At 61.7% G+C, this 24,590-nt stretch carries 22 protein-coding genes, 1 tRNA gene and 1 pseudogene; 18 read left to right on the forward strand and 6 right to left on the reverse strand.

Going from position 1 to position 24,590, the window contains the following annotated elements; all coding sequences use genetic code 11:
• Positions 1-9 precede the first annotated feature (9 nt).
• The 9 genes and pseudogenes from fdxH (at position 10) to SFY93_RS11730 (ending at position 7,725) form a co-directional block, all read left to right on the forward strand.
• On the forward strand, positions 10-951 hold the full coding sequence (fdxH, locus tag SFY93_RS11690; protein ID WP_320447205.1) for a formate dehydrogenase subunit beta: 942 nt from the start codon (positions 10-12) through the stop codon (positions 949-951).
• On the forward strand, positions 948-1,625 hold the full coding sequence (locus SFY93_RS11695; RefSeq protein ID WP_320447206.1) for a formate dehydrogenase subunit gamma: 678 nt from the start codon (positions 948-950) through the stop codon (positions 1,623-1,625). The genes fdxH and SFY93_RS11695 overlap by 4 nt, the downstream gene beginning before the upstream one ends.
• A gap of 70 nt (positions 1,626-1,695) precedes the next feature.
• Positions 1,696-2,613, forward strand: coding sequence for a formate dehydrogenase accessory protein FdhE (gene fdhE / locus SFY93_RS11700; protein WP_320447207.1), 918 nt, complete (start codon positions 1,696-1,698; stop codon positions 2,611-2,613).
• Positions 2,614-2,621: 8 nt separating this feature from the next.
• Positions 2,622-4,040 carry an L-seryl-tRNA(Sec) selenium transferase gene (selA, locus tag SFY93_RS11705; RefSeq protein ID WP_320447208.1) on the forward strand — a complete coding sequence of 473 codons (1,419 nt, stop codon included), beginning with the start codon at positions 2,622-2,624 and terminating at the stop codon, positions 4,038-4,040.
• On the forward strand, positions 4,027-4,815 hold the full coding sequence (locus SFY93_RS11710; RefSeq protein ID WP_414717110.1) for a tetratricopeptide repeat protein: 789 nt from the start codon (positions 4,027-4,029) through the stop codon (positions 4,813-4,815). The genes selA and SFY93_RS11710 overlap by 14 nt, the downstream gene beginning before the upstream one ends.
• A pseudogene (gene selB, locus SFY93_RS11715) lies at positions 4,812-6,644 on the forward strand (selenocysteine-specific translation elongation factor); the annotation flags it as partial. The gene SFY93_RS11710 and the pseudogene selB, both read left to right, overlap by 4 nt.
• Before the next feature lie 126 nt (positions 6,645-6,770).
• A tRNA-Sec gene (locus SFY93_RS11720) sits at positions 6,771-6,866 on the forward strand.
• Between the two features lie 18 nt (positions 6,867-6,884).
• Positions 6,885-7,346: a hypothetical protein gene (locus SFY93_RS11725; RefSeq protein ID WP_320447209.1), complete on the forward strand. Its 462-nt coding sequence runs from the start codon at positions 6,885-6,887 to the stop codon at positions 7,344-7,346.
• Positions 7,333-7,725 carry a hypothetical protein gene (locus SFY93_RS11730; RefSeq protein WP_320447210.1) on the forward strand — a complete coding sequence of 131 codons (393 nt, stop codon included), beginning with the start codon at positions 7,333-7,335 and terminating at the stop codon, positions 7,723-7,725. The genes SFY93_RS11725 and SFY93_RS11730 overlap by 14 nt, the downstream gene beginning before the upstream one ends.
• A gap of 143 nt (positions 7,726-7,868) precedes the next feature.
• Here SFY93_RS11730 and SFY93_RS11735 read toward each other — a convergent pair whose 3' ends face one another.
• From SFY93_RS11735 to SFY93_RS11745, 3 genes are all read right to left on the reverse strand, one after another.
• The gene (locus tag SFY93_RS11735; RefSeq protein ID WP_320447211.1) at positions 7,869-8,792 is read right to left on the reverse strand and encodes an HpcH/HpaI aldolase/citrate lyase family protein; all 924 of its coding nucleotides are present in this window, start codon (positions 8,790-8,792) and stop codon (positions 7,869-7,871) included.
• Positions 8,789-9,955: a CaiB/BaiF CoA transferase family protein gene (locus SFY93_RS11740; RefSeq protein WP_320447212.1), complete on the reverse strand. Its 1,167-nt coding sequence runs from the start codon at positions 9,953-9,955 to the stop codon at positions 8,789-8,791. Before SFY93_RS11740 ends, SFY93_RS11735 begins: the two co-directional genes overlap by 4 nt.
• A 102-nt stretch (positions 9,956-10,057) precedes the next feature.
• Positions 10,058-10,969: a LysR substrate-binding domain-containing protein gene (locus SFY93_RS11745; RefSeq protein WP_068734838.1), complete on the reverse strand. Its 912-nt coding sequence runs from the start codon at positions 10,967-10,969 to the stop codon at positions 10,058-10,060.
• Between the two features lie 207 nt (positions 10,970-11,176).
• On the opposite strand from SFY93_RS11745, the gene SFY93_RS11750 reads away from it, so the two are divergent.
• Entirely contained in the window at positions 11,177-12,139 is a 963-nt protein-coding gene (locus tag SFY93_RS11750) for a Bug family tripartite tricarboxylate transporter substrate binding protein (protein ID WP_320447213.1), read from the forward strand.
• 206 nt (positions 12,140-12,345) lie between these two features.
• On the opposite strand, the gene SFY93_RS11755 is transcribed toward SFY93_RS11750, so the two are convergent.
• Positions 12,346-13,770, reverse strand: coding sequence for an NAD-dependent succinate-semialdehyde dehydrogenase (locus tag SFY93_RS11755; RefSeq protein WP_320447214.1), 1,425 nt, complete (start codon positions 13,768-13,770; stop codon positions 12,346-12,348).
• 269 nt (positions 13,771-14,039) lie between these two features.
• Here SFY93_RS11755 and SFY93_RS11760 point away from each other — a divergent pair, with 269 nt between their 5' ends.
• From SFY93_RS11760 to tcuB, 8 genes are all read left to right on the forward strand, one after another.
• Positions 14,040-15,038: a Bug family tripartite tricarboxylate transporter substrate binding protein gene (locus tag SFY93_RS11760; RefSeq protein WP_320447215.1), complete on the forward strand. Its 999-nt coding sequence runs from the start codon at positions 14,040-14,042 to the stop codon at positions 15,036-15,038.
• Complete coding sequence (locus SFY93_RS11765; RefSeq protein ID WP_320447216.1) at positions 15,025-15,420, forward strand: hypothetical protein; 396 nt, start codon at positions 15,025-15,027, stop codon at positions 15,418-15,420. The genes SFY93_RS11760 and SFY93_RS11765 overlap by 14 nt, the downstream gene beginning before the upstream one ends.
• Entirely contained in the window at positions 15,417-16,274 is an 858-nt protein-coding gene (locus SFY93_RS11770; protein ID WP_320447217.1) for an alpha/beta fold hydrolase, read from the forward strand. The genes SFY93_RS11765 and SFY93_RS11770 overlap by 4 nt, the downstream gene beginning before the upstream one ends.
• Positions 16,275-16,288: 14 nt before the next feature.
• Complete coding sequence (locus SFY93_RS11775; protein ID WP_320447218.1) at positions 16,289-17,500, forward strand: ABC transporter substrate-binding protein; 1,212 nt, start codon at positions 16,289-16,291, stop codon at positions 17,498-17,500.
• Between the two features lie 79 nt (positions 17,501-17,579).
• Complete coding sequence (locus tag SFY93_RS11780; RefSeq protein ID WP_320447219.1) at positions 17,580-18,467, forward strand: NAD(P)-dependent oxidoreductase; 888 nt, start codon at positions 17,580-17,582, stop codon at positions 18,465-18,467.
• A 12-nt stretch (positions 18,468-18,479) separates the two neighbouring features.
• Positions 18,480-19,232 carry an IclR family transcriptional regulator gene (locus tag SFY93_RS11785; RefSeq protein ID WP_320447220.1) on the forward strand — a complete coding sequence of 251 codons (753 nt, stop codon included), beginning with the start codon at positions 18,480-18,482 and terminating at the stop codon, positions 19,230-19,232.
• A 44-nt stretch (positions 19,233-19,276) separates the two neighbouring features.
• A complete protein-coding gene (tcuA, locus tag SFY93_RS11790) occupies positions 19,277-20,725 on the forward strand; it encodes an FAD-dependent tricarballylate dehydrogenase TcuA (protein ID WP_320447221.1) in 1,449 nt (482 codons plus the stop codon).
• On the forward strand, positions 20,709-21,920 hold the full coding sequence (tcuB, locus tag SFY93_RS11795; RefSeq protein ID WP_320447222.1) for a tricarballylate utilization 4Fe-4S protein TcuB: 1,212 nt from the start codon (positions 20,709-20,711) through the stop codon (positions 21,918-21,920). The genes tcuA and tcuB overlap by 17 nt, the downstream gene beginning before the upstream one ends.
• A 278-nt stretch (positions 21,921-22,198) precedes the next feature.
• Here tcuB and SFY93_RS11800 read toward each other — a convergent pair whose 3' ends face one another.
• Together SFY93_RS11800 and SFY93_RS11805 are read right to left on the reverse strand one after the other, a co-directional pair.
• Positions 22,199-23,215 (reverse strand): pyridoxal phosphate-dependent aminotransferase, encoded by a 1,017-nt coding sequence (locus SFY93_RS11800; RefSeq protein ID WP_320447223.1) that lies wholly within the window; start codon positions 23,213-23,215, stop codon positions 22,199-22,201.
• Between the two features lie 28 nt (positions 23,216-23,243).
• Positions 23,244-24,590 (reverse strand): amidohydrolase, encoded by a 1,347-nt coding sequence (locus tag SFY93_RS11805; protein WP_320447224.1) that lies wholly within the window; start codon positions 24,588-24,590, stop codon positions 23,244-23,246.

Genomic DNA, 24,590 nt, shown 5'->3' on the forward strand with positions numbered 1-24,590 from the left:
GGTACGCACATGTTTCCTCCGCTTCCTAACCCGACCGTGAAGCCGACGCCTGCTCAATTTGGCGAGCAGGATCTGATCCGGCGTTCGGCATCGAATGTAGCGCCGCCGGCGCGCCAGCTCACGCCTGTTGCCAAGTTGATCGATACGTCCAAGTGCATCGGCTGCAAGGCATGCCAAGCCGCCTGCCTGGAGTGGAACGACTTGCGCGAAAAGGTCGGCATCAATTCGGGCGTCTTGGACAATCCGCTCGATCTCACGCCGGCCAGTCTGACCGTCATGCGGTTCAGCGAGTGGATCAATCCCGAGACACAGAATCTCGAATGGCTGATCCGCAAGGACGGCTGCATGCATTGCGCAGATCCAGGCTGCCTCAAGGCGTGTCCGGCGCCTGGCGCGATCGTGCAGTACTCCAATGGTATCGTCGATTTCGACCACGATAAATGCATTGGTTGCGGGTATTGCATCAAGGGATGCCCCTTCAACATTCCGCGCATCTCGGCAGTCGACCACAAAGCCTACAAATGCACGCTTTGTTCAGATCGGGTTGCCGTCGGACAAGGACCAGCCTGCGCCAAGGCCTGCCCGACCCAAGCGATCGTGTTCGGCACCAAGGAGGAGATGAAGCAGCACGCCGAGGGCCGCATCAAGGATCTCAAGTCGCGCGGCTTCAAGAACGCCGGTCTTTACGATCCACCGGGCGTGGGCGGGACCCATGTCATGTACGTGCTGCATCACGCCGACAAGCCGGAGATCTACGCGAATCTCGCAAGAGACCCGAGGATCAGCCCGATCGTTGAATTGTGGAAGGGTGTGACGAAGTATGCAGGCCTTGCCGCGATGGGTGGCTTCGCGGCGTTCGGTTTCCTTCACTATTTGATTTCGGGTCCCAACAAAGTTTCCGAAGAGGATGAAAAGAAGGCTGAGCAACTGACCGGGAGTAACGTGTCATGACCGCTTATGACGTTGAACGCGGGGATGCTGTTCATCCCGGCAAGCCGGTCACGGTCGATCGCTATACTGGCGGGGCGCGCATCAACCACTGGATTACGGCAACGAGCCTTGTTCTTCTGGCGCTGTCGGGACTCTCGTTATTTCATCCGAGTCTGTTTTTCCTGACCGGGCTATTCGGTGGGGGGCAGTGGACGCGTGCAATCCATCCCTGGATCGGCGTTGTGCTGTTTTTCAGCTTCACCGGCCTGTTCATTCGGTTCTGGCGGGCGAACTTGTGGAAGGCTGAGGATGGTACCTGGCTCGCGCGGCTCAAGGACGTTCTGACCGGCCACGAAGAACGCTTGCCGGAGGTCGGCAAGTACAATGCCGGTCAGAAAGCGGTTTTCTGGGGAATGTCATTTCTCATTATCATTCTGATCGCGAGCGGTTTTGTGATCTGGGATCAGTACTTCGCTGCGTATTCGACGATTGACCAGAAGCGCATCGCAGTTCTCGTCCATGCCGTCGCCGCGGTGACTATTATCTGCGTCTGGATCGTGCACGTCTATGCGGCGATCTGGGTGCGCGGCACCATTAGTGCGATGACGCGCGGCCGCGTGACTGGCGGATGGGCGTGGCGTCATCACAGGAAGTGGCTTCGTGAACTGGTTGGGGGCAGGCAAAATCACCGTTGATTGTGCATCCGTTTGGGTAAGCGGAGTTCTTCAAGCTGCACGTGGCCCGGAGGGTTCGTGAGGTTCTTTGATGAGTAAGGTTGGAGCGTTCCAGCACGATCCGGTTCCGATCGGTGAGATTGCCGAGCCGCCGTTTGTCCGTCTCCCAGATGTGGCTGTGCTGTTCGAGAGCAGGGCAGAGCGCTTTCGGGAGCTATCTGCGCAGCACGAACTGGCTCCTTTTCTCCGGCTTTTGTCAGATATCTCGTTTTGTCAGCACCAACTGCAGGATGGCCTGCCGGAGGTTGATCTTCCAACCGACGATGACCGCGAGCGCGCCCGGGTGTACGGGATGCCGCCACTTGATCGCAGCCGGTTTACGGCTGACGCTGCGTTCGATGTAACACTCGATCGTTTGCTTCAGTCGGCATCCAGCATCGAAATGCCGGACGCTGCCAAATCCGCGCTGCTCCGCGTCACCAAAGCGAATGCTGAAGCGCGGGTCACTATGGCCCGGGCTGTGCTCGCGAACGAGATTCCCGTCGAGGAATTCGCCGACCATGTCTTTGTGGCAGCGGCGCTGCAGGTACACTTCGCGCGCCTGGCTTCAAAACTCAATGCCAAAAAGCTAGTCCCGGTTGGCGATGGCGTGTGTCCCGCCTGCGGCGGCGCCCCGGTAGCCTCGATGGTGGTGGGATGGCGGGGTGCCCATGGTGCGAGGTACTGCATGTGTTCGCTATGCGCGACGCAGTGGCATTATGTCCGGATCAAATGCACGCTGTGCAGCTCGACCAAAGGCATCTCCTATCGCGAGATCGAAGGAGGGGACGGGACCGTCCTGGCTGAGACTTGCGAGTCGTGCCGCGGCTACGTCAAGATTCTGCACCAGCACAAGAATCCGGGGCTTGATCCAGTCGCTGACGATGTCGCCAGTCTCGGCCTGGATCTGTTGTTGCGGGAGGACGATTACCGGCGCGGCAGCCTCAACTTTTTCCTGCTCGGCTATTGAGGTAAGCGATGGCGAAAACCGCAACCGCCAACCTGCGCAAACTCCCCTCCGTCGACGAGGTGTTGAGAACCGTCAATGCAGGCGACGCGGTGAAACGCTTCGGACGAGCGGCTGTTGTAGGCGCGGTGCGTCGTGTTATCGCCGAATCCCGCGCGAATGGGGGCATCCCAAGCAAACCGGACGAGGTGACAAGTGGGGCACTGGCGCTGCTTCAGGCGCAGGTAAAGCCAAAGCTGCGGCCCGTGTTCAATCTTACAGGAACTGTCTTACACACCAATCTCGGTCGTGCGGTTCTTGCCGAGGTTGCAATCGAGGCTGCGGTCTCGGCCATGCGTTCGGCCGTGACACTTGAATTCGATCTTGAGAACGGTCGGCGTGGCGAGCGCGACGATCACCTGCGTGGCCTCTTGTGCGAACTCACCGGCGCCGAGGATGCGACTGTCGTCAACAACAATGCCGCGGCGGTTCTGATCGTGCTCAACACGCTTGCGCACCGGCGCGAAGCGATTGTTTCGCGAGGCGAATTGATCGAAATCGGCGGGGCGTTTCGGATGCCCGAGATCATGTCCCGTGCGGGCACGAAACTCGTCGAGGTTGGAACGACCAACCGCACACACAAGAAAGATTATGTTGGCGCGATCGGCGCGAAGACGGGGATTATCTTCAAGGTTCACACCTCGAATTATCGGATCGAAGGATTTACCAAGGAAGTCAGTGCCCGCGAACTGGCGACGCTGGCCTCTGAACGCAAGATCCCGATGGTCCACGATCTGGGTTCGGGAACGCTGGTCGATCTTGCGTGGTTCGGCCTTGCCCATGAGCCAACAGTTGCGGAAGCGATTGCGGATGGCGCCGATATCGTGACTTTCTCCGGCGACAAGTTGCTGGGCGGCCCACAGGCCGGATTCATCGTGGGTCGTAAGGATTTGATAGTCGCCATCAATCGCAATCCGATGAAGCGGGCCTTGCGTCTGGACAAGATGCGGATTGCCGCGATTGAAGCAACGCTGAAACTCTATCGCGATCCGGACAGGCTTGCCCAGCGGCTTCCCACTGTCCGGCTGTTGTCGCTTTCCCAATCGGCTATTGAAGCGTGTTCGCGCCGGCTGCTGCCAGATGTGCAGGCAGCGGTCGGCCCGTTGTTTTCCGTTGAGGTTACGGCCTGCGAAAGCCAGATCGGCTCGGGAGCTTTGCCGCTGGTCACCGTGCCAAGCGCCGGCCTTGCCATCCGCCCGTTGTCAGTGCGTGGTGCGGGGCATCTCCTGAAACGCCTGGCAGGAAGGTTGCGCGATCTCGATATGCCTGTGGTCGGAAGAATCGAGGAGCAGGCGCTGCTTCTCGACCTGCGATGCCTCGATGACGAACGCGCGTTCGCAAGGAATCTCGAATCGCTCGACCTTTCGGAGAAAAGCAATGAGAGTATCTGACTCCTTTGCTCGGACGATCGATGCGCAATCGGTTTCGGCTCAGATGGATGCCGCCTCCGAAGCCGCGGATCGCGGAGATTATCCGAGGGCCCTCGAAATATGGGGACCGCTCGCTCACGCGGGAATAGCCCGGGCGCAGGCCTATATCGGAACGTGCTTTGCCGAAGGCTGGGGTGTCGAGCCGGATTTCGTGCTCGCAGCGAACTGGCTGACATTGTCGGCGGATGCGGGCGATCCGGCGGGGCAACGAAATCTGGCTGCGCTCTATTTCAGGGGAGACGGCGTCAAGGAGGATTTCAGGCGCGCGGCCGCGCTCTATCGCTCCGCTGCGGAGGCTGGCGATGGGCCAGCGCAGGACATGTTGAGTTGGATGCTGCTCGAAGGAGAGGTGATTGTTCACGATTACGCTGATGCGCGGAAATGGGCATTGGCGGCCGCCGAACAGAACATCGCCTCATCCATGACCCGTCTTGGAATGCTCTATCATAACGCCATTGGCGTTGAGCGCGATCCTGCGCAGGCGGTTCACTGGTGGCGTCGGGGTGCAGAGCGTGGAGATGCAGACGGTCAGGCGATGCTCGGAGCCGCATATTATCTCGGAGCCGGCGTCGAACGGCATCCGCGCCAGGCTCTGATCTGGTTGTTGCGGGCCCATGCCGGTGCAAGCCCGCTCGCATCGCGATTTCTCACTGCAGCACGTTCGGTCCTTTCGGACTCCGAAGTCGCGGAGGCTGAACAATGCGCGGCGCTGCCGCTACCCGAGCCATCATCATGATTATCGGAACCGCGGGCCATATCGATCACGGCAAAACGTCATTGGTGCGCGCGCTGACCGGCGTGGAAACGGATCGCCTGAAGGAAGAAAAGGCCCGCGGCATCTCCATCGATCTTGGTTTTGCCTATCTTCCGGCGCCGGATGGAACGGTCCTCGGGTTTGTCGACGTTCCGGGCCACGAAAAATTTATTCATAACATGCTCGCAGGAGCCACCGGAATCGATTTCGTGATTCTGGTCGTCGCGGCCGATGACGGGATCAAGCCTCAGACGCTGGAGCATCTGGCGATTGTCGATCTTCTGGGAATCAAGAGAGGCGTTGTCGCGTTGACAAAAACGGACATTGTTTCCCGGTCGCGGCTGGACGATGTGTCGAGGGATATCACGCAACTGCTGCAGAAATCGAAGCTGGCCGGCTCTGACATCTTTCGGGTTTCGACCGTTCGCGGCGAAGGCATCGCTGAGTTGCGGGATCATTTGTTCGGTCTCGCTAAGACAATTGGCGCGCGAGCGTCCTCGGACCTTTTTCGCCTTGCTGTCGATCGATCCTTCACGCTTCCCGGCACAGGAACCGTCGTCACCGGTACGGTTCTGTCCGGAGCCGTATCGAACGGCGATCACGTCATGATTTCTCCCCCCGGCGTGACGGCTCGCGTGCGCTCCGTTCATGCGCAGAGCCGTCCATGCGTGCACGGTGTTGCCGGTCAGCGTTGTGCTCTCAATTTGGCGGGGGAGGGTATCAGCAAGGACGCGATTTCCCGCGGTGACATGGTTCTTGACCAGAGGCTGCATGCGCCGACAAACCGAATTGATGTGGAGTTACAGCTGCTCGCTTCAGAGTCCAGACCAGTCACGCAATGGATGCCCGTCCATCTCTTTCATGCGTCCGCGGACGCCGGGGCGCGTCTGGTTTTGCTGGAAGATACGCCGTTAGTGCCAGGTCAAACCGGCGTGGTGCAGCTCGTGCTGGATCGACCCATTGCCGCAGCGGTCGGGGATAGATTCGTTGTGCGCGACACCACCAGCCAGCGGACAATCGGCGGCGGGAAATTTCTGGATCTGCGCGCACCGGCCCGCAAGCGGCGGTCGCCGGAACGGATGGCTCAATTGCGTGCTTACCGTATCGATGATCCCGAGGTGGCGCTGGCGGTCTTGCTTGAGACCCCGCCGTGGTTTGTCGAACTGTCGGCGTTTGCGCGTGATCGCGTTTTTCCGGAGGGCCGCGTTCAGAAAATCGTCGATCATTTGCCCGCTGTCACTTCGCGCACAGCCGGCGGCGTATTCGCCATGTCCGCGCCGGTATGGCTTGAGTTCAAGCGAAGTTTGCTCGCGACGCTGCAGGCATTCCATGCGGATAACCCCGATTTACAGGGTATGGGTCTCGAGCGCTTGAGGATGCAGCTTGAGCCGCGTCTGCCGGCACCGGTGCTGCTTTCGATTCTCGGCGGGCTTGTCCGCAGCAAGGAGATCGCTCTGGATGGGGCGTGGGTGCGCGTGGCTGGGCATGAAGTGCGCCTGACCGTTGAGGATGAAAAGCTCTGGCCGAGGATAGCGATATTGCTTTCTGGTTCAGAGCGTTTTCGTCCACCAAGGGTGCGTGACATTGCGGGAGTGCTGGGATCGCATGAAACCGATATACGGCGCTTGTTGAAGTTGCTTGGGCGTATGGGCAGAGTCGATGAGGTCGCACACGATCATTTCTTTTTGCGGGAGACGGTTGCCGAAATGGTCCGGATCGTCGCAGGCCTGAGCCAGAGCCAGCCGCTTGGACAGTTCACAGCCTCGCAGTTTCGCGATCGGGTGGACAATGGCCGCAAAGTCGCAATCCAGATCCTTGAATTCTTCGATCGCCACGGCGTAACGCTTCGCCGAGGCGATCTTCGCCGCGTTAATAGGCATCGGCTCGATTTGTTCGGCAGAACGATAGAAACCGGTCCTGACAACGTTTCGAATTTTGGAAGGGAAGCATCCCCGGTGGGGCGTCCGGACTTCAAATCCGGGAGGGGCCGCGAGTCGGTCCTTGGTGGGTTCGACTCCCTCTCTCTTCCGCCACGCTAGAAAGAAAATGCGATGGATCGCGCAGCATCCTTCATCGACGTGCTGAAACTATCAGCGGATCGAAGCTCTGTAGCGGAGGACGAGTTTCGCCGCAGTATGGCTGAGCGGATGAAAGAGCTGGAGAAACAGCGTTCCTTCGCATTTCGAAGGCTGAATCTTATGAAGGAGCTCTCCAGCGTCATTGTTCAAGCTGAAAGCGAAGAAATTGCGGTCGCGGTCGCGACGGCCGTCCTGCGTGCAAAACTGGGATGGGTAAATGACAGCGAAGCCCGGAGTGAGGTCCTGTCACGCTTTGCGCCGGTCGCTCAGGTCATGTTTGCGAGTCTTGTGCCCAGCGCAGATGACAACGAAGAGAAGCCCGATGTGATCGAGGCTCTGGGCGAATTCGAAACCTGGTACGCGGCAACGCATCCAAATCCGTTCTGGGTACTGTTTGAGAATTACATGCCGGAGACGCCCGTTGTCGATTTCTGATGCAGTTCTCACCGATTTCGATCGCTGGATCGTTACGGAATTTTCGAAGACGGGGGCTTTCACAGCGTTCGTGGTTCTGATTGAGATCGCCGACGATAAGGTCACTCCGCTGTGCTCAACCTATTTTAACGTGATCGGCGATGATGTCGACTGGAGCGGAATCACGGTTCTGTTCGCTGGAGTGGGACGGGAATGGGATGGAGCTGCTTTTTTTCCAAACATGGCTCCTTCCGGTGGGCCATTGGACGATTCTGTTGCGCGCCTGCAGTTGCGTGGACTTGAGGAGCGGCTTGATGATGATCGTTTGGTGCTGAATGAAGGGCACTTCTTCGACAAGTGGGGACGAAGAATGAAGATTGAGGAAGTCGAAGGGGAATGATTCACGCCTGCGTCTCATCTCTTCCCATGATCCGCGATGCAGTGCGGGCGGGCGTCGGCGCGACTTCCTATATCCCTCGTGAGCCATGATATCATTGGGCGGATGTGGACAGGCCGGATATTGCCCTGTGGGGCGCTGGTCCCTTATGATGCAAAGCGAAGGATGCGCTCGGCCATTCTCACATTGGCGAGATCGAGCATCCGGCCATCCAGTGTCACGGCGCCATGCCCGTCCCGTTCGGCGGCGCGCATCGCTTCGATGACGCGTTGCGCCGAGGCGATGTCGCTGGCTGACGGGACGAATGCGGACCGCGTCGGCTCGATCTGGTCGGGATGGATCACCTGCTTGCCGTCATAGCCCATGCTTGCTGCCTTGACGGCGGAGCCGAGCGTGCCTTGGTTGTCTCGGAATGCGCCAAAAGGCCCGTCGATCGCCCTCAGCTGGAAGGCGCGCGCCGCGATCAGAATCCGCATCATCGGATAGGCGAAGAGGTCTAGCGCTGTCTCCCGGTGACTTTCCGCGGCGGAGGCCACGTGTCTGTAATCGCGCGGGGACAGTCCGATCTCATCACTTCGGGCGCCGATCGAGGCGCTGAAATCGCCGACGCCGAAATGTAGCGCAGCGACCGTCGCATGCGCGGCGGCGAGGGAATCGACATTGACCACGCCGAGCGCCGTTTCGATCAGGAGCTCGAGCTCCAGCGGATGGTTTCGGCCGCCTTGATACTGCGACAGCCGCTCGCCGATGCCGATCACATCGGCCACACGTTCCGCTTTCGGCAGCAAGACGGCGTCCAGCCTTGCGAGGCCGGACAGTTTTTCGACTTCCTCAGTGATGGACGGGCTGTCGATCGCATTGATGCGAACCGTGACGGTCTTCTGCCCCCAGTCCAGCCGCGTGATGGCATCGATCGCCGTCCGCAAGGCCGTGTTCTTTTCGCCGACGGGGACAGCGTCTTCGAGGTCGAGAAACACGGCGTCCGCCGCAGATCCCGCTGCGCGCTCGACCATGCGTTCGCGATGCGCCGGTACGGCAAGATAGGTACGCGTCAGTCGAGGGGCGGTCATAAGCGGGCTCGTTCTCGGAGTTCGGACAGGATCGCGTCGGTGTGCTGCCCGACCGCGGGGACCGGACCCATCTGCGGCGTCAGGCCGGGGATCGTGATGGCCGGGAGATAGCTGGTGACAGCACCGTTCGGCGTTTCAACATCGACGACGCGATGGCGGCTGTGCAGTTGCGGGTGATCCAGAAATTCCTCGACGCTGTTGAGGCGCGCATTCGCGATCGAGGCCTGCTCTAACTGGGCCAGCAACTGGTCGCTGGTGGTGCCGGCAATGCGGCTTTCGATCAGACGTTCGAGCTCGTCGCGGTTGGTCATACGATCCGGATTAGTCACGAATCGCGGATCGATGGCGAGATCGGCGTCGTCCAGCACGTTCGTGCAGAGCGAGAGCCATTCGCGTTCATTCTGGATTCCGAAGAACACGGTTTTGCCGTCGCCGGCGTGAAACGGACCGTAGGGCGCAATCGTGGCGTGGCGCATGCCGGTCCGTTTCAGCGGCTTTCCGGCGCCCGCTGTATAGAGCGAGGGATAGCTCATCCATTCGGTCATCGCATCGAACAGCGACACCTCGAAGGCGGTGCCGCGCCCGGTGCGTTCGCGCGCATAGAGCGCCATCAGAACGCCGTTCAGCACATACATGCCGGTGGCGATATCTGCGATGGCGATGGCGCCCTTGGCGGGATGGTCTTCCGAACCGTTGATCGAGAGCAGGCCGGTCTCGCATTGCACCAGCAGGTCATAGGCCTTTTTGTCGCTATACGGCCCGCCCGATCCGTAGCCGGAGATGTCGCAGGCGATCAGGCGGGGAAAGCGCTCAACCAGAGCCTTCGCATCCAGCCCGAGCCGCTGCGCCGCTCCCGGCGCCAGGTTCTGCAGAAAGACGTCGGCGCCGGCGAGCAGGCTTTCCAGCGCGTCGCGGTCCTGCGGCTGCTTAATGTCGAGCGCCAGGCTTTCCTTCGACCGGTTGGTCCAGACGAACTGGCTCGACATGCCGTTCAGGACGAAGTCGTAATCCCTGCAGAAATCGCCGCGTCCCGGCCGCTCGATCTTGATAACGCGGGCGCCCCAATCCGCCAGATGTCGGCTGGCCAAGGGCGCAGCAATCGCCTGTTCGAGCGATACCACGGTGACGCCCGACAGGGGCAAGGCGCGCTTTTCTTGGTCCATCTGCTGTCCCGACAGTTTTGCTCCGCGCACTCTTAGCCGCGTCGGTGCACGCAGGGGGCATACTGGTTTGCCATCGCAGGTATAGGCTGAACCAATAGCGCGTCAGTCAGTGGCCTTGTCCCAGATCGCCGCATGTTCGCGCGCCAGCGTGCGGATGGTCTCCTCCGCGGCCAGTGCGGCCGCGGTCTGCGGAATGCCGGTGGGCAGGCAGAGTCCTACGGTGCGATTGATGGCGGGGTTCACGAGCCGTCTCGACAGGATGGGTGTTTCTGCGACCCGGGCGACCCCGGAGGAGTTGATCGTCGCGGCGGTGCCGTTGCGTACGAGTTTCATCATAACCGGCAGGGAGTCGATGTCGGACATCACATTCAGCGGCACGCCTGCTTCCGAGAACGCTTGCTCGACGAGAAGGCGCAGCCCGTTTGTTCTGTCCGGAAGGACCATCGGGACATCGGCCAGGGATGCGAGATCGCAGGTCGTCGCTTCGGGATCGCCTATGCCGGGGGCGCCGAATACGGACAATTGCTCGGTAAACAGCGGCCTGACGGTCATGCCCGGCGCGTCGGAGCCGCGAAACAGAATGGCCATGTCGAGGCGGCCATTGGCCAGCAACTCGTTGAGATAGCCGCTGAAGCTCTCGAAGAGCTGGAGCTTCACACCGGGATGGTCGTGCCGCAGGCGCTCCACCAGCGGCACGGCGAGCACCGAGGCGATGCTGGTGGGAAGGCCGACGGCCACGGGTCCGACGGCGCCGCTGCCCTCGTCAGCAATGTCGGCCGCGAGCTCTTGCATCTGTCGCAACACAATGCGGGCATGACGATACAGTTTGGCGCCCGCATCGGTCGGCTTCACGCCCGTCGCGCTCCGCAGCAGAAGCGGCACGCCGAGGTCGTGCTCCATCGCGGCGATCTGCTGGCTCAGCGAGGGCTGCGACACCGCGAGCAGCACCGCGGCCTTCGACAGGCTGCCCATGTCGACCACGTTGACGAAATAGCGAAGCTGTCTCAGTTCCAAGGCATCGATCCAGTGAAGATGCGGGCAAGCTGGTTTCCTTACACCGAACCGCACTTCGCTGGCCATTGCCAGCGGCGGCGACGGGGCCGGTGCCTAATCTTATACCCCTCAGAGCAACAGCCTATGGGACGGAGGCCCGGCGGGTATGCCAGAAGGACAACAAAGGCGCGCCAAGCGCCCATCGGCCAATATCAAGGGGGGCTCCACGTGCGCTGTCTGTTTATTGCACTGCTTTGGATCGCAGCTTCGCTCACGTCGGCACGGGCGGACAACTATCCGGACCGCCCGATCACGCTGGTCGTGCCCTATGCAGCTGGTGGCACCACGGACGTGCTGGCTCGCATTCTCGCCAAGGCACTCGGCGCCGAACTCAAACAGACGGTGATCGTCGAGAATGTCGGTGGTGCCGGCGGCACGATCGGCACCCAGCGCGTGGTTCGGGCCAAACCCGATGGCTACACGCTCAATTTCGGTAATATGGGCTCGATGGCGGCGATCGTGCCACTGTATCCGAATCTGGGCTTCGATCCGCGCAAGGACCTGACCGGCATCGGCGTGTTCGCGAATGTCCCGATGATGCTTTCGGTCAGCAAAAAGAGCGGCATCGAGAATCTGAGCCAACTGGTCGAGCGCCTCAAGGTGCCGAACAACCGCATCACCTTCGGGCAATCCGGGGCGGGTTCGACCGCGCAGCTCGCCGCAGCGATGTTGCTCTATCTGACGCAGACCAATGCGATGCTGGTGCCCTATCGTGGCTCGGGGCCTGCCATCCAGGATTTGATCGCTGGCAATATCGAGGCGGTGATCGACCAAACCGTCACGATGATTCCGGCGCATCAAAACGGGCTGGTGCGGGCCATCGGCGTCACCGGGCCGCAGCGACTGGTGCAGGCGCCCGACGTGCCGACTTTCGTCGAAAGCAATCTGCCGAAATTCGATCTGCAAGTGTGGAATGCGCTGGCGGCCCCTGCCGGCACGCCGCCCGAAGTGATCGCCAGATTGGAAGCGGCGCTCGCCAAGTCGCTCGAGAATGAAGACGTTAAGGCGCGCTTCGCCGAACTGGCGGCGCAGGCGCCATCTGCGCAAGGCCGCACGGCCTTGCAGCAACTCATCAACTCGGAGGTCGACCGCTGGTCGATCATCGTGAAGGAAGCGAAGCTCGAACCCTGACACGCGCGAGATGAATTTATCTCTCGCGAGATCGCAGCGTGGCTAGGCGGGATCGATGACTATCCCGAGGTTAAGTGTCTTTGTATGTCCATCACAACCTATATTGTTTGTAGTTCAATTGAAAACCAGCAGATCGCACCCGCGTGATTCCGGTTCTTCAAACGTCTCTTGAAGAACCGGAATGCTGTCCAGCCTCCACAGATAGCTCACGCAAATTTATGGGACACGTTCTTCGTTACGGTATAGCAGGCAAGGCCTTCGCTACCGCCTTCGCGGCCGTAGCCCGAGTCCTTGACGCCGCCAAATGGTGTTTCCGCCGTCGAGGCGACGAAGTGGTTGATGGTGAGATTGCCGGTTTCCACATCGTTGGAAATGCGCTGCACGTTGTCGGCGGATTGCGTGAAGGCATAGGCGGCGAGGCCGAACGGCAATGCATTGGCCTTGGCAATGGCTTCATCGAGATCGCGCACCGGATTGACCAGCGCGAGCGGGCCGAATGGCTCCTCGTTCATCGCCAGCGCATCGTCGGGCACGTCGGCGAGCACGGTGAGCGGATAGAAGTAACCGCGATTGTTGATGCGCTGGCCACCCGCGAGCACGCGCGCGCCGCGGTCCTTGGCGTCCGACACGAGCCGTTCCATGGCGTTGACGCGACGTGAATTCGCCAAAGGCCCGAGCTGCGTGGATGGATCCATGCCATTGCCGATCTTCAGCTTGGCGGCGCCTTCGGCAAAACTCTTTGCGAAGATCTCAAAGTTCTTCTCGTGCACGAAGAAACGCGTCGGCGCGACGCAGACCTGGCCGGCATTGCGCGACTTGGTGACGACCGAAGCCCTGGCGGTGGCGACGGGATCTGCGTCGTCGCACACGATCACCGGGCCATGTCCGCCGAGCTCCATGATGGCGGGCTTCATATGCTGGCCGGCCATGGCGGCGAGATGTTTGCCGACCGGCACCGAGCCGGTGAAGGTGATCAGGCGGATGGCCTGATGTGGCACCAGATAACCGGATATCTCGGCGGGATCGCCGAACACCAGATTGAGCACGCCCGGCGGCAGGCCTGCATCATGGAACGCGCACACCAGCTGCAGCGCGCCGGCTGGTGTTTCTTCCGACGCCTTCAGGATGATCGAGCAGCCGGACGCCAGCGCGCCGGCAACCTTGCGCGCAGGTGAGCTCATTGGGAAATTCCACGGCGAGAATGCTGCAACGGGGCCGATTGGCTGGCGATACACCGTATGCTGCAGGCTGGGGCCGGCCGGGATCACGCGGCCATACATGCGCATGCCTTCAGTTGCATCCCATTCGATGATCTCGCAGCCGCGCAGGATTTCAAGCTTCGCCTGATTGAGCGGCTTGCCTTGTTCGAGCACCATCACCGTCGCCATCTCGTCGACGCGCGAGCGGATCAACGCCGCAGCCTTCAGAATGATTTGCGCGCGCGCGTTCGGTGCCGTCTTGCGCCAAACATTGAAGCCGCGCACCGCCGCATCGAGCGCATCGTCGAGATCGGCTTTCGTCGCATGCGGCACCGTCCCGAGCACGCTCTCGTCAGCGGGATTGATGATCGGCGTGCCGGAAGCCCGGCGCCAGTGTCCGTCCACGTAAAGCTCGATGTTGGGATAGGCCATGTCGAAGTCCACTTTCTCGGTCGTCGGAAGCGGTTGACTCCGCCTCACTTGCGCGGCATCCAATCATATGTTGATATAATAGAACAAGTGTTCTGTCAGTCAGAACGTTTTGGAATTGGACGAGATCGAAGATGCGTACGATTGGACGATGCGAGATGGCGGAGAGCGCAGCAGCAGATGCCGCGACGCGCGCCATGCATGTGCCGGTCGTCGCGTGTCGGGCGCGCTGAACAACAAAATCATCAAGAACATCGATTGGGAGTTGAAACATGAGAGAGCAGTGGGCTGCGGCGTGGTCGCTCACGCGGTGCGTCGCGATGGTAGGTATGCTGGCGGTGACGGTTACTGCATTCGCACCGGCGCAGGCGCAGCATGCCTATCCGAGTAAGATGATCCGGCTGCTGGTGCCGTTCCCGGCCGGCAGCGCCACCGATGTGGAAGCGCGCTTCCTCGCCGAAAAAGTCGGCGCCGTGCTGAGCCAGAAGATCCTCGTCGACAACAAGCCGGGCGCCAACGCCAATATCGGCGCGGCCGAAGTCGCGCGCGCGCCGGGTGACGGCTATACGCTGTATCTCGCGACCAATTCGACCCATTCGGCCAATGTGCATCTCTACAACAAGATGCCGTTCGATCCCGTCGCTGACTTCACGCCTATCGCGCGGTTGACGCGCAATCCACTGGTGATGGTGGTCGCCAAGGATTTTCCGGCGAAGGACCTCAAGGAGTTCATCGCTTACGCCAAGGCCAATCCAGGCAAGCTGAGCTATGGCAGCGGCAATACCGGCAGCATGGCCGCGGCGCAGCTCGTGCGGTCGATGGGAAGCATCGACGCCGTGCGGATCTCCTATCCCGGCACGCCGCAGGCGATCACCGATCTGCTCGGAGGCCGCATTGAATTCATCATCACCGACGTCGCGGTCACACGCGAATTCATCAACAACGGCAGTTTGCGCGCCCTTGGCGTGACGACACCGCAGAAGGTTGCCTCGCTGCCGGAGGTGGCGCCGATGGCAGAGGTCGGTTTGCCCGGCTACGACTTCGCTGCCTGGAGCGGGTTGTTTGCACCGAAGAATGTGCCGGCCGACATCGTGCAGAAGCTCAACAAGGCTTTCCTGCAGGTCATAGCGACGGATGAGGCGAAGAAGTTCTTCGCCGATATCGGTCTTGAGCCGGATGTCAGCACGCCGGAAGGCCTCGCCGAGCACGTCGCCAAGCAGACCGAGCTGTGGGGCCGCATCATCAAGGAGTCCGGTCTTGAAAAAATCTGATCCCGTCGGCGAGCTGTTCTCGCAGCTCCCGGCACTGCTGGAGAGTGATACTGCGCTGATCCAGCGTGGCCGCTTTCTCGATGTCGATTGTCTGCTTGGCTCGACCGAGCAGGCGTTTTACGTCGCCATCCGGGCCGGCCGCATCATCGACATGGTGCCGGCGCCGGCGCTGATGCGGTCGTGGACTTTCGGCTATCGCGCGACGCCTGACGCCTGGACCGCATTCTGGCAGCCGATGCCGAAGGCGGGGTGGCACGATCTTCTGTCGCTGACCAAGCGCGGCGAAGCCAAGCTCGAAGGTGACATCAAGCCCTTCATGACCCATCTGCAGTATTTCAAGGATCTGCTGGCACTGCCGCGCAAGTCGGGAGCTGCATCATGACCGGATATATCGAACCGATGATCGGGCGTTACGTGCATGTCGATATCGACGGCATCGCGCACCGAATCTATTTCGAGGAAGCCGGCCAAGGCATTCCGCTGGTCTGCCTGCACACCGCCGGTTCGGACAACCGGCAATGGCGCTATCTCCTTGCGGATGAACAGTTCACCAAACACTTCCGCATCATTGCCTTCGACATGCCCTGGCATGGCAAGTCGAATCCGCCAGCGAATTGGGACGGCAGCGAATATCAGCTCACCACCGCGCGCTATACGCAGACGATCCGTGCATTCAGTGCGGCGCTCGATCTCGACAAGCCCGTGGTGATGGGCTGTTCGATCGGCGGCCGGATCGTGCTCAATCTCGCCATCGATCACGCCAGCGAATTCCGCGCCCTGATTGGCCTCGAAGCCGCAGACTTCCAGGCGCCATGGTACGACACCACCTGGCTCAATCGCCCCGATATCCATGGCGGTGAAGTCTGTGCCGCGCTGGTGTCCGGTCTCGTTGCGCCGCAGTCTCCTGCGGAAGCGCGGATGGAAACCCTGTGGGCCTACAAGCAGGGCGGCCCCGGCGTATTCAAGGGCGATCTGTATTTCTATCGCGTCGACGGCGACCTGCGCGGTCGCACCAAGGCGATCGATACCAGGGTCTGTCCGCTCTATCTGCTCACCGGCGAATATGACTTCTCCTGCATGCCCGAAGACACCGTGCGAACGACCTCCGGCATCGCGGGCACGGAAGTCGCCGTGATGGAGCAGCTCGGCCATTTCCCGATGAGCGAGAATCCCGCGCAATTCCGGCGTTACATCGCGCCGGTGCTTGAGAAAATCCAACAACAACAGAAAATCTGAGGAGAGGGCATCACATGACAACCAGGGCATTCACGAAGAGTCTCTATCTATCCGCCGCACTCTTGCTGTCGACGCAGGTCGCTAGCGTTGCCGAGACCATCAAGATCGGCGTGCTGAACGACCAGTCAGGCGTGTTCGCCGACAATGGCGGCGTCGGCTCGGTGGCCGCGGCCAAGCTTGCAGCTGAAGATTTCGGCGGTGAGATCAACGGCCAGAAGATCGAGGTGGTCACCGCCGATCACCAGAACAAGCCGGACGTCGCTGCGGCCACCGCGCGCCGCTGGTTCGATACCGAGAACGTCGACATGATCGCCGACGGCGCCGCATCGTCGGCCGGCTTCGCCATCCTCGAAGTGGCAAAGCAGAAGGGCAAGATCTTCACCATCAGCGGCCCGGGATCGTCGGACTTCACCGGCAAGGCCTGCTCGCCGGTGAGCTTCCATTTCAACTACGACACCTATGCGCTGTCGAAGTTGACCTCAGAGGCCATCACCAAGGCCGGTGGCAACACCTGGTATTTCATCTCTGCCGATTATGCCTTTGGACACGCTTTGCAGCGTGATGCGACGAAGTTCATCGAAGGCGCCGGCGGCAAGGTGATCGGCTCGTCCGCCCATCCGCTCGGAACCACCGACATGGCCTCGTTCCTGCTGCAGGCGCAGGGCTCGAAGGCCAAGGTCGTCGGCCTCGCCACCTCGGGCGCCGATGTGCAGACCGCCATCAAGCAGGCCGGTGAATTCGGCATCGTCGAGAGCGGACAGCAGCTCGCCGGTCTTCTCGTCTTCATCACGGACGTCAATGCGCTTGGCCTCAAGGCGACCCAGGGCCTGCAGGTGACGACCTCGTTCTACTGGGACCTCAATGACGAAACGCGTGCCTGGACCAAGCGCTATTTCGCGCTGACCAACAACAAGGTCCCCAGTATGGTGCAGGCCGGCGTCTATAGCGGCGTGCGTCACTATCTCGCTGCCGTGAAGGCCGCGGGCACCAAGGACCCGGCCGTGGTTGCCAAGAAGATGCACGAGATGACGGTCAACGACATGTACAACAAGGACGTCACTGTGCGTCCCGATGGCCGCGTGCTGCACAACATGTATCTGGTGCAGGTGAAGAAGCCGGAAGAATCGAAGTACAAGTTCGATTACTACAAGGTCATCACCACATCACCCGGCGAACAGGCGTTCCGGCCGATGAGCGAAGGCAACTGCCCGCTGGTCAAGGGCTAAGCGAACCACGACATCGCGGGTGCAGCCTGGCTGCGCTCGCGTCTCGATCTCTCTTGGAATGAAGACGAAGGAGTGCGGCATGGTGACTGCCATTGGTTTTATCGGTCTTGGCGTGATGGGCGAGCCGATGTGCCGCAATCTGGCCCGCAAGTCGGGCGTGCCGGTGTTCGGCTTCGACCGCGCCGATGCGCCGCTCGCGCGTCTCGCAGAAGCCGGCGTCAAGCGCGCAAACTCGCTGGCCGAACTCGCCAAGCAGTGCGACGTCATCTTCATGGCGCTGCCCAGCGGCAAGCATGTGCAGGCCGTGTGCGAGGGCGATGACGGGCTGCTCGCGCATGCCGATGCGCGCCACACCGTCGTCGATCTCGGCACCTCGCCGGTCGAAGCCAGCCGCGAACTCGCCAAGCGCTTCGCCGCTAAGGGCGCGGCCTATGCTGATGCGCCGATCGCGCGCACGCGACAGGCCGCGGAAGAGGGCACGCTGAGCGTCATGGTCGGCGCCAGCGCGGCGATCTTCGCCAAGCTGCAGCCGCTGATCGCAACCTTCGCCACCGACATCACCCATTGCGGCGATATCGGCGCGGGTCAGGTCGTCAAGATCCTCAACAACATGGTGCTGATGGAAACCGTGGTGGCGCTCGGCGAAGCGCTGGAGACCGCAAAACGCGCAGGTCTCGATCCCAAGCTGGTGTTCGAGACGCTGGCCAAGGGCTCGGCCGACAGTTTCGCGCTACGTAACCACGGCATGAAGGCGATGCTTCCCGAGACCTTCCCGGAACGTGCCTTCTCCACCGAATATGCCCGCAAGGACATCTCCTACGCGCTCGATCTCGCCAAATCGGTGAACATCAAGCTTCAGGGTGCGGAACTTGCCGACAAGATCCTGGGCGAGGCGATTGACGCCGGTGATGGCGACCTCTACTGGCCGGTTTTGGCGCGCGTCATCAAGGCGTCGCGTACGGCCTGATCGGAAGCTCCCATGAAGAAGCCTGCGACCAAACCTGCAACGACGGAGGTCCCGGTGCGAGAAGCCGGCGAGGGCGTCGCCGCCGTCGAGCGGGCTTTGTCCATTGTGGCGGCGCTCGAAACCGCGGACCAGCCGATGACGCTGGCCGAACTCGCTGTTCGTACCGGCTTCTACAAGAGCACGATCCTGCGTCTTTTGAGCTCGCTGATCCCGACCGGTTATGTCACGCGGCTGCCGGATGGTAGCTACGACCTCGGGCCAACCGCATTTCGCCTCGGCGTCGCTTTCACCCGCAAGAATGCGCTCGGCCATCATGTGGTGCCGGCGTTGCAGGAGCTGGTCGATCGCGGCACCGAGAGCGCGTCGTTCCATGTGCGGCAGGATGCCGACAACCGCGTCTGCCTGTTTCGGGTGAATTCGCGTCACGCGACGCTCGACCGCGTCGAGGCCGGTCACAGCTATGCACTACTGCGCGGCGCGGCCGGACACATCATTCTCGCTTACGCCGGCAGCACCGGCAAACGCTATGACGCCATTCGCGCCACTGGTTTTGATGTCTCGCTCGGCGAACGCGATCCGAGCTGTGCAGCGGTGGCGGCACCTGTGTTCGGCCCGCGCGGCATGCTCGTCGGCGTGATCTCGCTGTCGGGGCCGCGCGAGCGCTTCGGCGAGGCAGAGATCGCCGAGATGAAACGCGTACTGGGCCCCGTTGCCAAAAAGCTCACAATCAATCTGGGTGGCGAATGGCCGGCCTATCGACGCTGACAATTTTACACGCGGCGCGAAGCTGCGCAGGAATGGCCTGATCCATGGCAACATTTTCATCCCCACCGGACGTGCTCATCATCGGTGGCGGCAATGCGGCTCTCTGCTCGGCGCTGATGGCGCGTGAGGCCGGCGCGTCGGTGCTGATGCTGGAATCCGCACCACAGGCGTGGCGCGGCGGCAATTCCATGCATGTGCGGAATCTGCGCTGCATGCATGACGAACCGCAGGACGTGCTGGTCGAAGCGTATCCCGAGGAAGAGTATTGGCAGGACCTCCTGAAGGTCACAGGCGGCCTGACTGACGAGCCGCTGGCGCGGATGGTGATCCGCCATTCGTCGCGCTGCCGGCCATGGATGCGCAAGCACGGCGTGCATTTCCAGCCACCTTTGTCCGGTGCGCTGCATGTGGCGCGCACCAATGCCTTCTTCATGGGCGGCGGCAAGGCGCTGGTGAATGCCTATTACCGGTCAGCCGAGGCGCTCGGCGTCGATATCCGCTACGATACGCCGGTGAAAAGTCTTGAACTCAGGGACGGCGAATTCGTCGCCGCCATCACGGAGTCGGGCGAGCGCATTACCGCTAAAAGCTGCGTGCTCGGCTGCGGCGGCTTCGAGTCGAATCTGGAATGGCAGCGTGAAGCGTGGGGCCAGAACGAGCGCGGTGAATGGACCGCGGAGAACTTCCTGATCCGCGGCACCCGCTTCAATCAGGGTGTGCTGCTGAAGTTCATGATCGATGCTGGTGCTGACAGTATCGGCGACCCGACCCAGGCGCATTGCGTCGCCATCGACGCGCGCGCGCCGCTCTATGACGGCGGCATCTGCACGCGTATCGATTGCGTCTCGCTCGGTGTCGTCGTCAATCGCGAAGCCAAGCGCTTCTATGACGAGGGCGAGGATTTCTGGCCGAAGCGTTATGCGATCTGGGGCCGTCTGGTGGCGCAGCAGCCCGGCCAGACCGCATGGTCGATCATCGACCAGAAAGCGATCGGCCGCTTTATGCCGCCGGTGTTCGATGGCACCAAAGCGAATACACTGGATGAACTCGCCGTCAAGATTGGCGTCGATCCCGCCACTTTCGTCGAGACGCTGTCGGCCTATAACGCCGCCTGCCGCCCCGGGACCTTCGACCACACCGCGCTCGACGACTGCCGGACCGAAGCTGTCACGCCGGCCAAGACCCATTGGGCGCGCGTGATCGACACGCCGCCGTTCTATGCCTATCCGCTCAAGCCCGGCATCACCTTCACCTATCTCGGCATGAAGACCGATGCGAGTGCCGCCGTCCATTTCAAGGATATGCCGAGCACCAATCTGTTCTCTGCCGGCGAGATGGTGGCCGGCAATGTGCTCGGCAAGGGCTACACCGCCGGTGTCGGCATGAGCATCGGCACCGCGTTCGGCCGCATCGCCGGCGTCAATGCGGCGGCTGCGACCGGGCATCGCCACCCGACATTCCACGAGGAGCTTCGCTATGCCGCCGGTCACTGAGTTGGAAGCGCCCGTCGCCGGCGGCGCCTGCGAAGGCGGCGTGAACTTTGCCGATGCGATGACTGTGGGCGAGGCGGAGATCGCCCGCGTCATGCAGATCTGCAATGCATGCCGTTATTGCGAAGGATTCTGCGCCGTCTTCCCGGCGATGACGCGTCGGCTCGAATTCAACGCGGCCGATACGCATTACCTTGCGAATCTCTGTCACAACTGCGGCTCGTGCCTTTATGCGTGCCAATATGCGCCGCCGCATGAGTTTGCAGTTAATGTTCCGCAGGCGATGGCGAAGGTGCGGGTGCGCACCTATCAGGACTATGCGTGGCCGCGCGCGTTCGGCCGGCTCTATGAGCGCGCCGGGCTCACCGTGGCCTTCGCGCTGTCCGGTGGCCTCGCGCTGTTCATGATCCTGGCGATCGCGATGAATGGCCGCCTGATCCACGAACCGCTGGCCGGGAATTTCTACGCGATCTTCCCGCACAACTTCCTGGCGCTCTTGTTCGGCACCGTGTTCCTGTTCGCGATGCTGGCGCTCGCGATCGGCGTGGTCAAATTCTGGCGCGAGGTGTCGCCGACGAAGGACGGCAATCCCGCCGACATGAAGGCGGCCGCGCAGGCGCGCGTTCCTGCGGTGGCCGAAGCCGTCCACGACGTCGCGCGGCTGAAGTATCTCGGCGGCGGCCATGGCGAGGGCTGCAACGAGGACGATGATGCCTTCACGCCGTGGCGGCGGCGCTTCCACCATTTCACGCTCTATGGCTTCCTGCTGTGCTTCGCGGCGACCTGCGTGGCGACGCTCTATCACTATCTCTGGAATCTGCACGCACCCTATGCCTTCGCCAGCGCGCCGGTGATTCTCGGCTCGCTTGGTGGCATCGGTCTCATCATTGGGCCGATCGGCCTGCTGTGGCTCAATCTCAAGCGCGATGCGCTGCGCGCCGACGTCAAGCAGAACGCCATGGACCGCGGCTTCATCATGCTGCTGCTGCTGGTCAGCGCCACCGGCTTCGCGCTGCTGCTGCTGCGCGACACCCGCTTCATGGCGCTGTGGCTTGCGATCCATCTCGGCACCGTGATGGCGCTGTTCCTGACATTGCCTTACGGCAAATTCGCCCACGGCATCTTCCGCTCCGCAGCACTGCTCAAATTCAACATCGAGAAGCGCATGCCGAACCGGCTAGGGCTTAACGGGGAATAGCCGAACACAATGACCACATCAGGCACCTTCATGCGCCGCTAATTGGCGGAAATGGGGCTGGTGCCACGACAGCTACGAGCAACGGTGGATTAAATTGGCGTTCTGCGCCCGGGATTCTGACGTCACGCCACCAATAATCTTGGCGAATATCCGGCCGCTCGGTCTATCGGAGGCAGAAAAGGCGGCGCTCGTCGCCTTTCTCCGAACTTTGACGCGCGCGCTGGTGATGGGACTTCTTCTGAAATACGCCTGCCGGCGTTCGGTGCCATTGTGGGTGATCAGCGTAGGCTGTCGGCGACGACCTGGCGCGCCAATACATTGTCATCGGGCAGGCCGATCGATATCCGCAGCCAGGTCGGCAGCGCGGGATAAGATTGCTTGATCGCGATGTCCCGTGCCGCAAGGGCTGCAGTCACATCACCGTGTCGCCGGCCGGCATCGAAGAATACGAAGTTGCCCTGCGCTGCGGAGAAGGAAACGCCGTTCGCGCGAAACAAAGCGTGCCAACTCTCGCGCTCGGCGGCAACCGCGGTGCGCACTGCGGTGATATGTTCGCTATCGGCCAGGCTTGCCTGAGCGGCGAGGAGGCCGAGGCGGTTGAGGCCATGAAACGCGCCAATGCCGATCTGCCTGAGCGATCGGGCAAGCTTGGCAGACGCCAGCACATAGCCGATGGCGAGACCGGCGAGGCCATGTATCTTGGCGAAGGTCCTGAACACGACGACCTGATGGCCATCACGCACGAGACCAGCCACGGTGCGCCGTTCCGGATCGAGCGTGTAGTCGAGATAGGCTTCGTCGACGATCACCAGCGCGCGGTTCGATAGATCGCGGACGAATGCGATGAATTCCTCGGCCGGACTCACCGTGCCGCTCGGATTGTGCGGGTTGATGAGATAGACGGCACGGGTTCGCGCATTTACTGCGCTGGCGATGGCCGGAAGGTCGTTGTCGAGCCGATCATTCAGCGGCACGGCGATGATCTTGCCGCCAGCCGGTGCGACGGCATCGACCAGCGCCGTATAGCCGGGCTCAGAATAAATGAACTCGCCGCCGGGGCCGCCTTGCGCGGAGAGATACAGCCCGAGCACGTCGAGGATTTCGCCGAGCACGATCTGCTCCGGCGCGATACGTTCATGCGCGGCGATGGCGGCAGTCAGCTGGTCCAGCTCGTCACCGACATAGCGGTTGAGATGGGCGAGGTTCTCCTCGATGGCACGGAGTGCGCGCGGCGAAGGGCCGAACGGGCTTTCGTTATGCGACAGGATGATGATGGAGCGGGGTGCGTCGGTCATGGCGACGGACTATACGCGCTTTGCGGCGTCAACGTACGTCATGGACGATGCGCCCGTCGACAATTGTGAGCAGACAGGAGAGATCCTTCAGCTCCGCCGGTGGCAGTGTCGTGGAGTCATCGGACAACACCGCGAGATCCGCAGCGAAGCCGGGTTTCAGACGGCCCTTCCAGCCTTCGTCAAAAGTGAGCGCAGCGCCGGCGGCGGTGAAGAGTTCGAGCGCCGTATGGGCATCGAGGCGCTGATCAGGCCCGATCACGCGGCCGGTGGAGCGCTCCTCGCGGGCGCAGGTGGTCCACAGCGTGAAGAACGGATCGTAGGGAATATTGTCGGTGGCGATGGCCATGGGAATACCGGCATCGAGGATGGCGCGATGAGGCACGACGCCATTGCCGCCATCGGCCTCGTTCAGATATTTGCTTCCGCCCTTCCAGAGATAATAAGTCGGGATCGTCGTCACATAGACGCCGAGCTCCTTGAGCGCGCGGATGTCCTCAGGCCGTGCACGGCCGACATGTTCGATGACCCAGCGGCGTTCAGCGATCGGATGTCGCTCGTTCACCGCCCGCAGCACGGGGACGATCTCGTGCAGCTGGTCGCCGACGATGGTGTGCAGGCGCAGGTCGAATTCGGCGGCGAGAAAACACGCCTCGCGGAAGTCGGACGGCGACACCGCCTGTTCGACGAAGCCGGACCAGCCGGTGTCGGGCAAATGTGCGCGAGCGCAGCAGGCGACGACGGGATCACCACCATAGGCGATGTGGATGCCGGAGACGCGCAGCCAGCGGTCGCCGAGCCCGCTGCCGCGCGCGCTAGGGAGCCAGTCGCGCATGATGCGGCGGGCCTCGGTCAGGTCGTTCCAGCTCGGACTCAGCACGAGGCCAGCGCGGATAGTGAGTTCGTTCAGTTCCCAGAGCCGGCGATAGACCGAGATGGTCTCGGCCGCGGAGCCGTGACCCTCATAGATGCTGGTGGTGCCTTTGGTATTGTAGAGGCGCTGCGATCGCCGGACGCCTTCGAGGCGATCGGTGAAGCCGAAGCGCGGTACCGCGGGCAGGATGTCGAATTCCACCGTCGGACGGTTGTTGTGCTCGACGATGATGCCGGTCGGTGCGCCCTGCGCATCGACTTCGATCTCCACGCCGCCGATGCGCGGGCGTGTGTCCGATCCGATATTGTTGAGTTCGAGCCCGCACGAATTGAGTGCCGAGTGGCCCGGCGGCTTGCCCCAGTTGCCGAACACGCCCTGGATATAGACGGGATGGTCGGGTGCTGCGGCGTCGAGTTCGTGGCGGTTCGGCAGGCGTCGTTCCGCGAGCGAGGACACACCATCGAAAAGAAGGGCGGCGTGCCTGCCGGCATGGTGACGATCCAT

The sequence above is a fragment of the Tardiphaga sp. 42S5 genome (assembly GCF_034044155.1).
Lineage (GTDB): Bacteria > Pseudomonadota > Alphaproteobacteria > Rhizobiales > Xanthobacteraceae > Tardiphaga > Tardiphaga robiniae.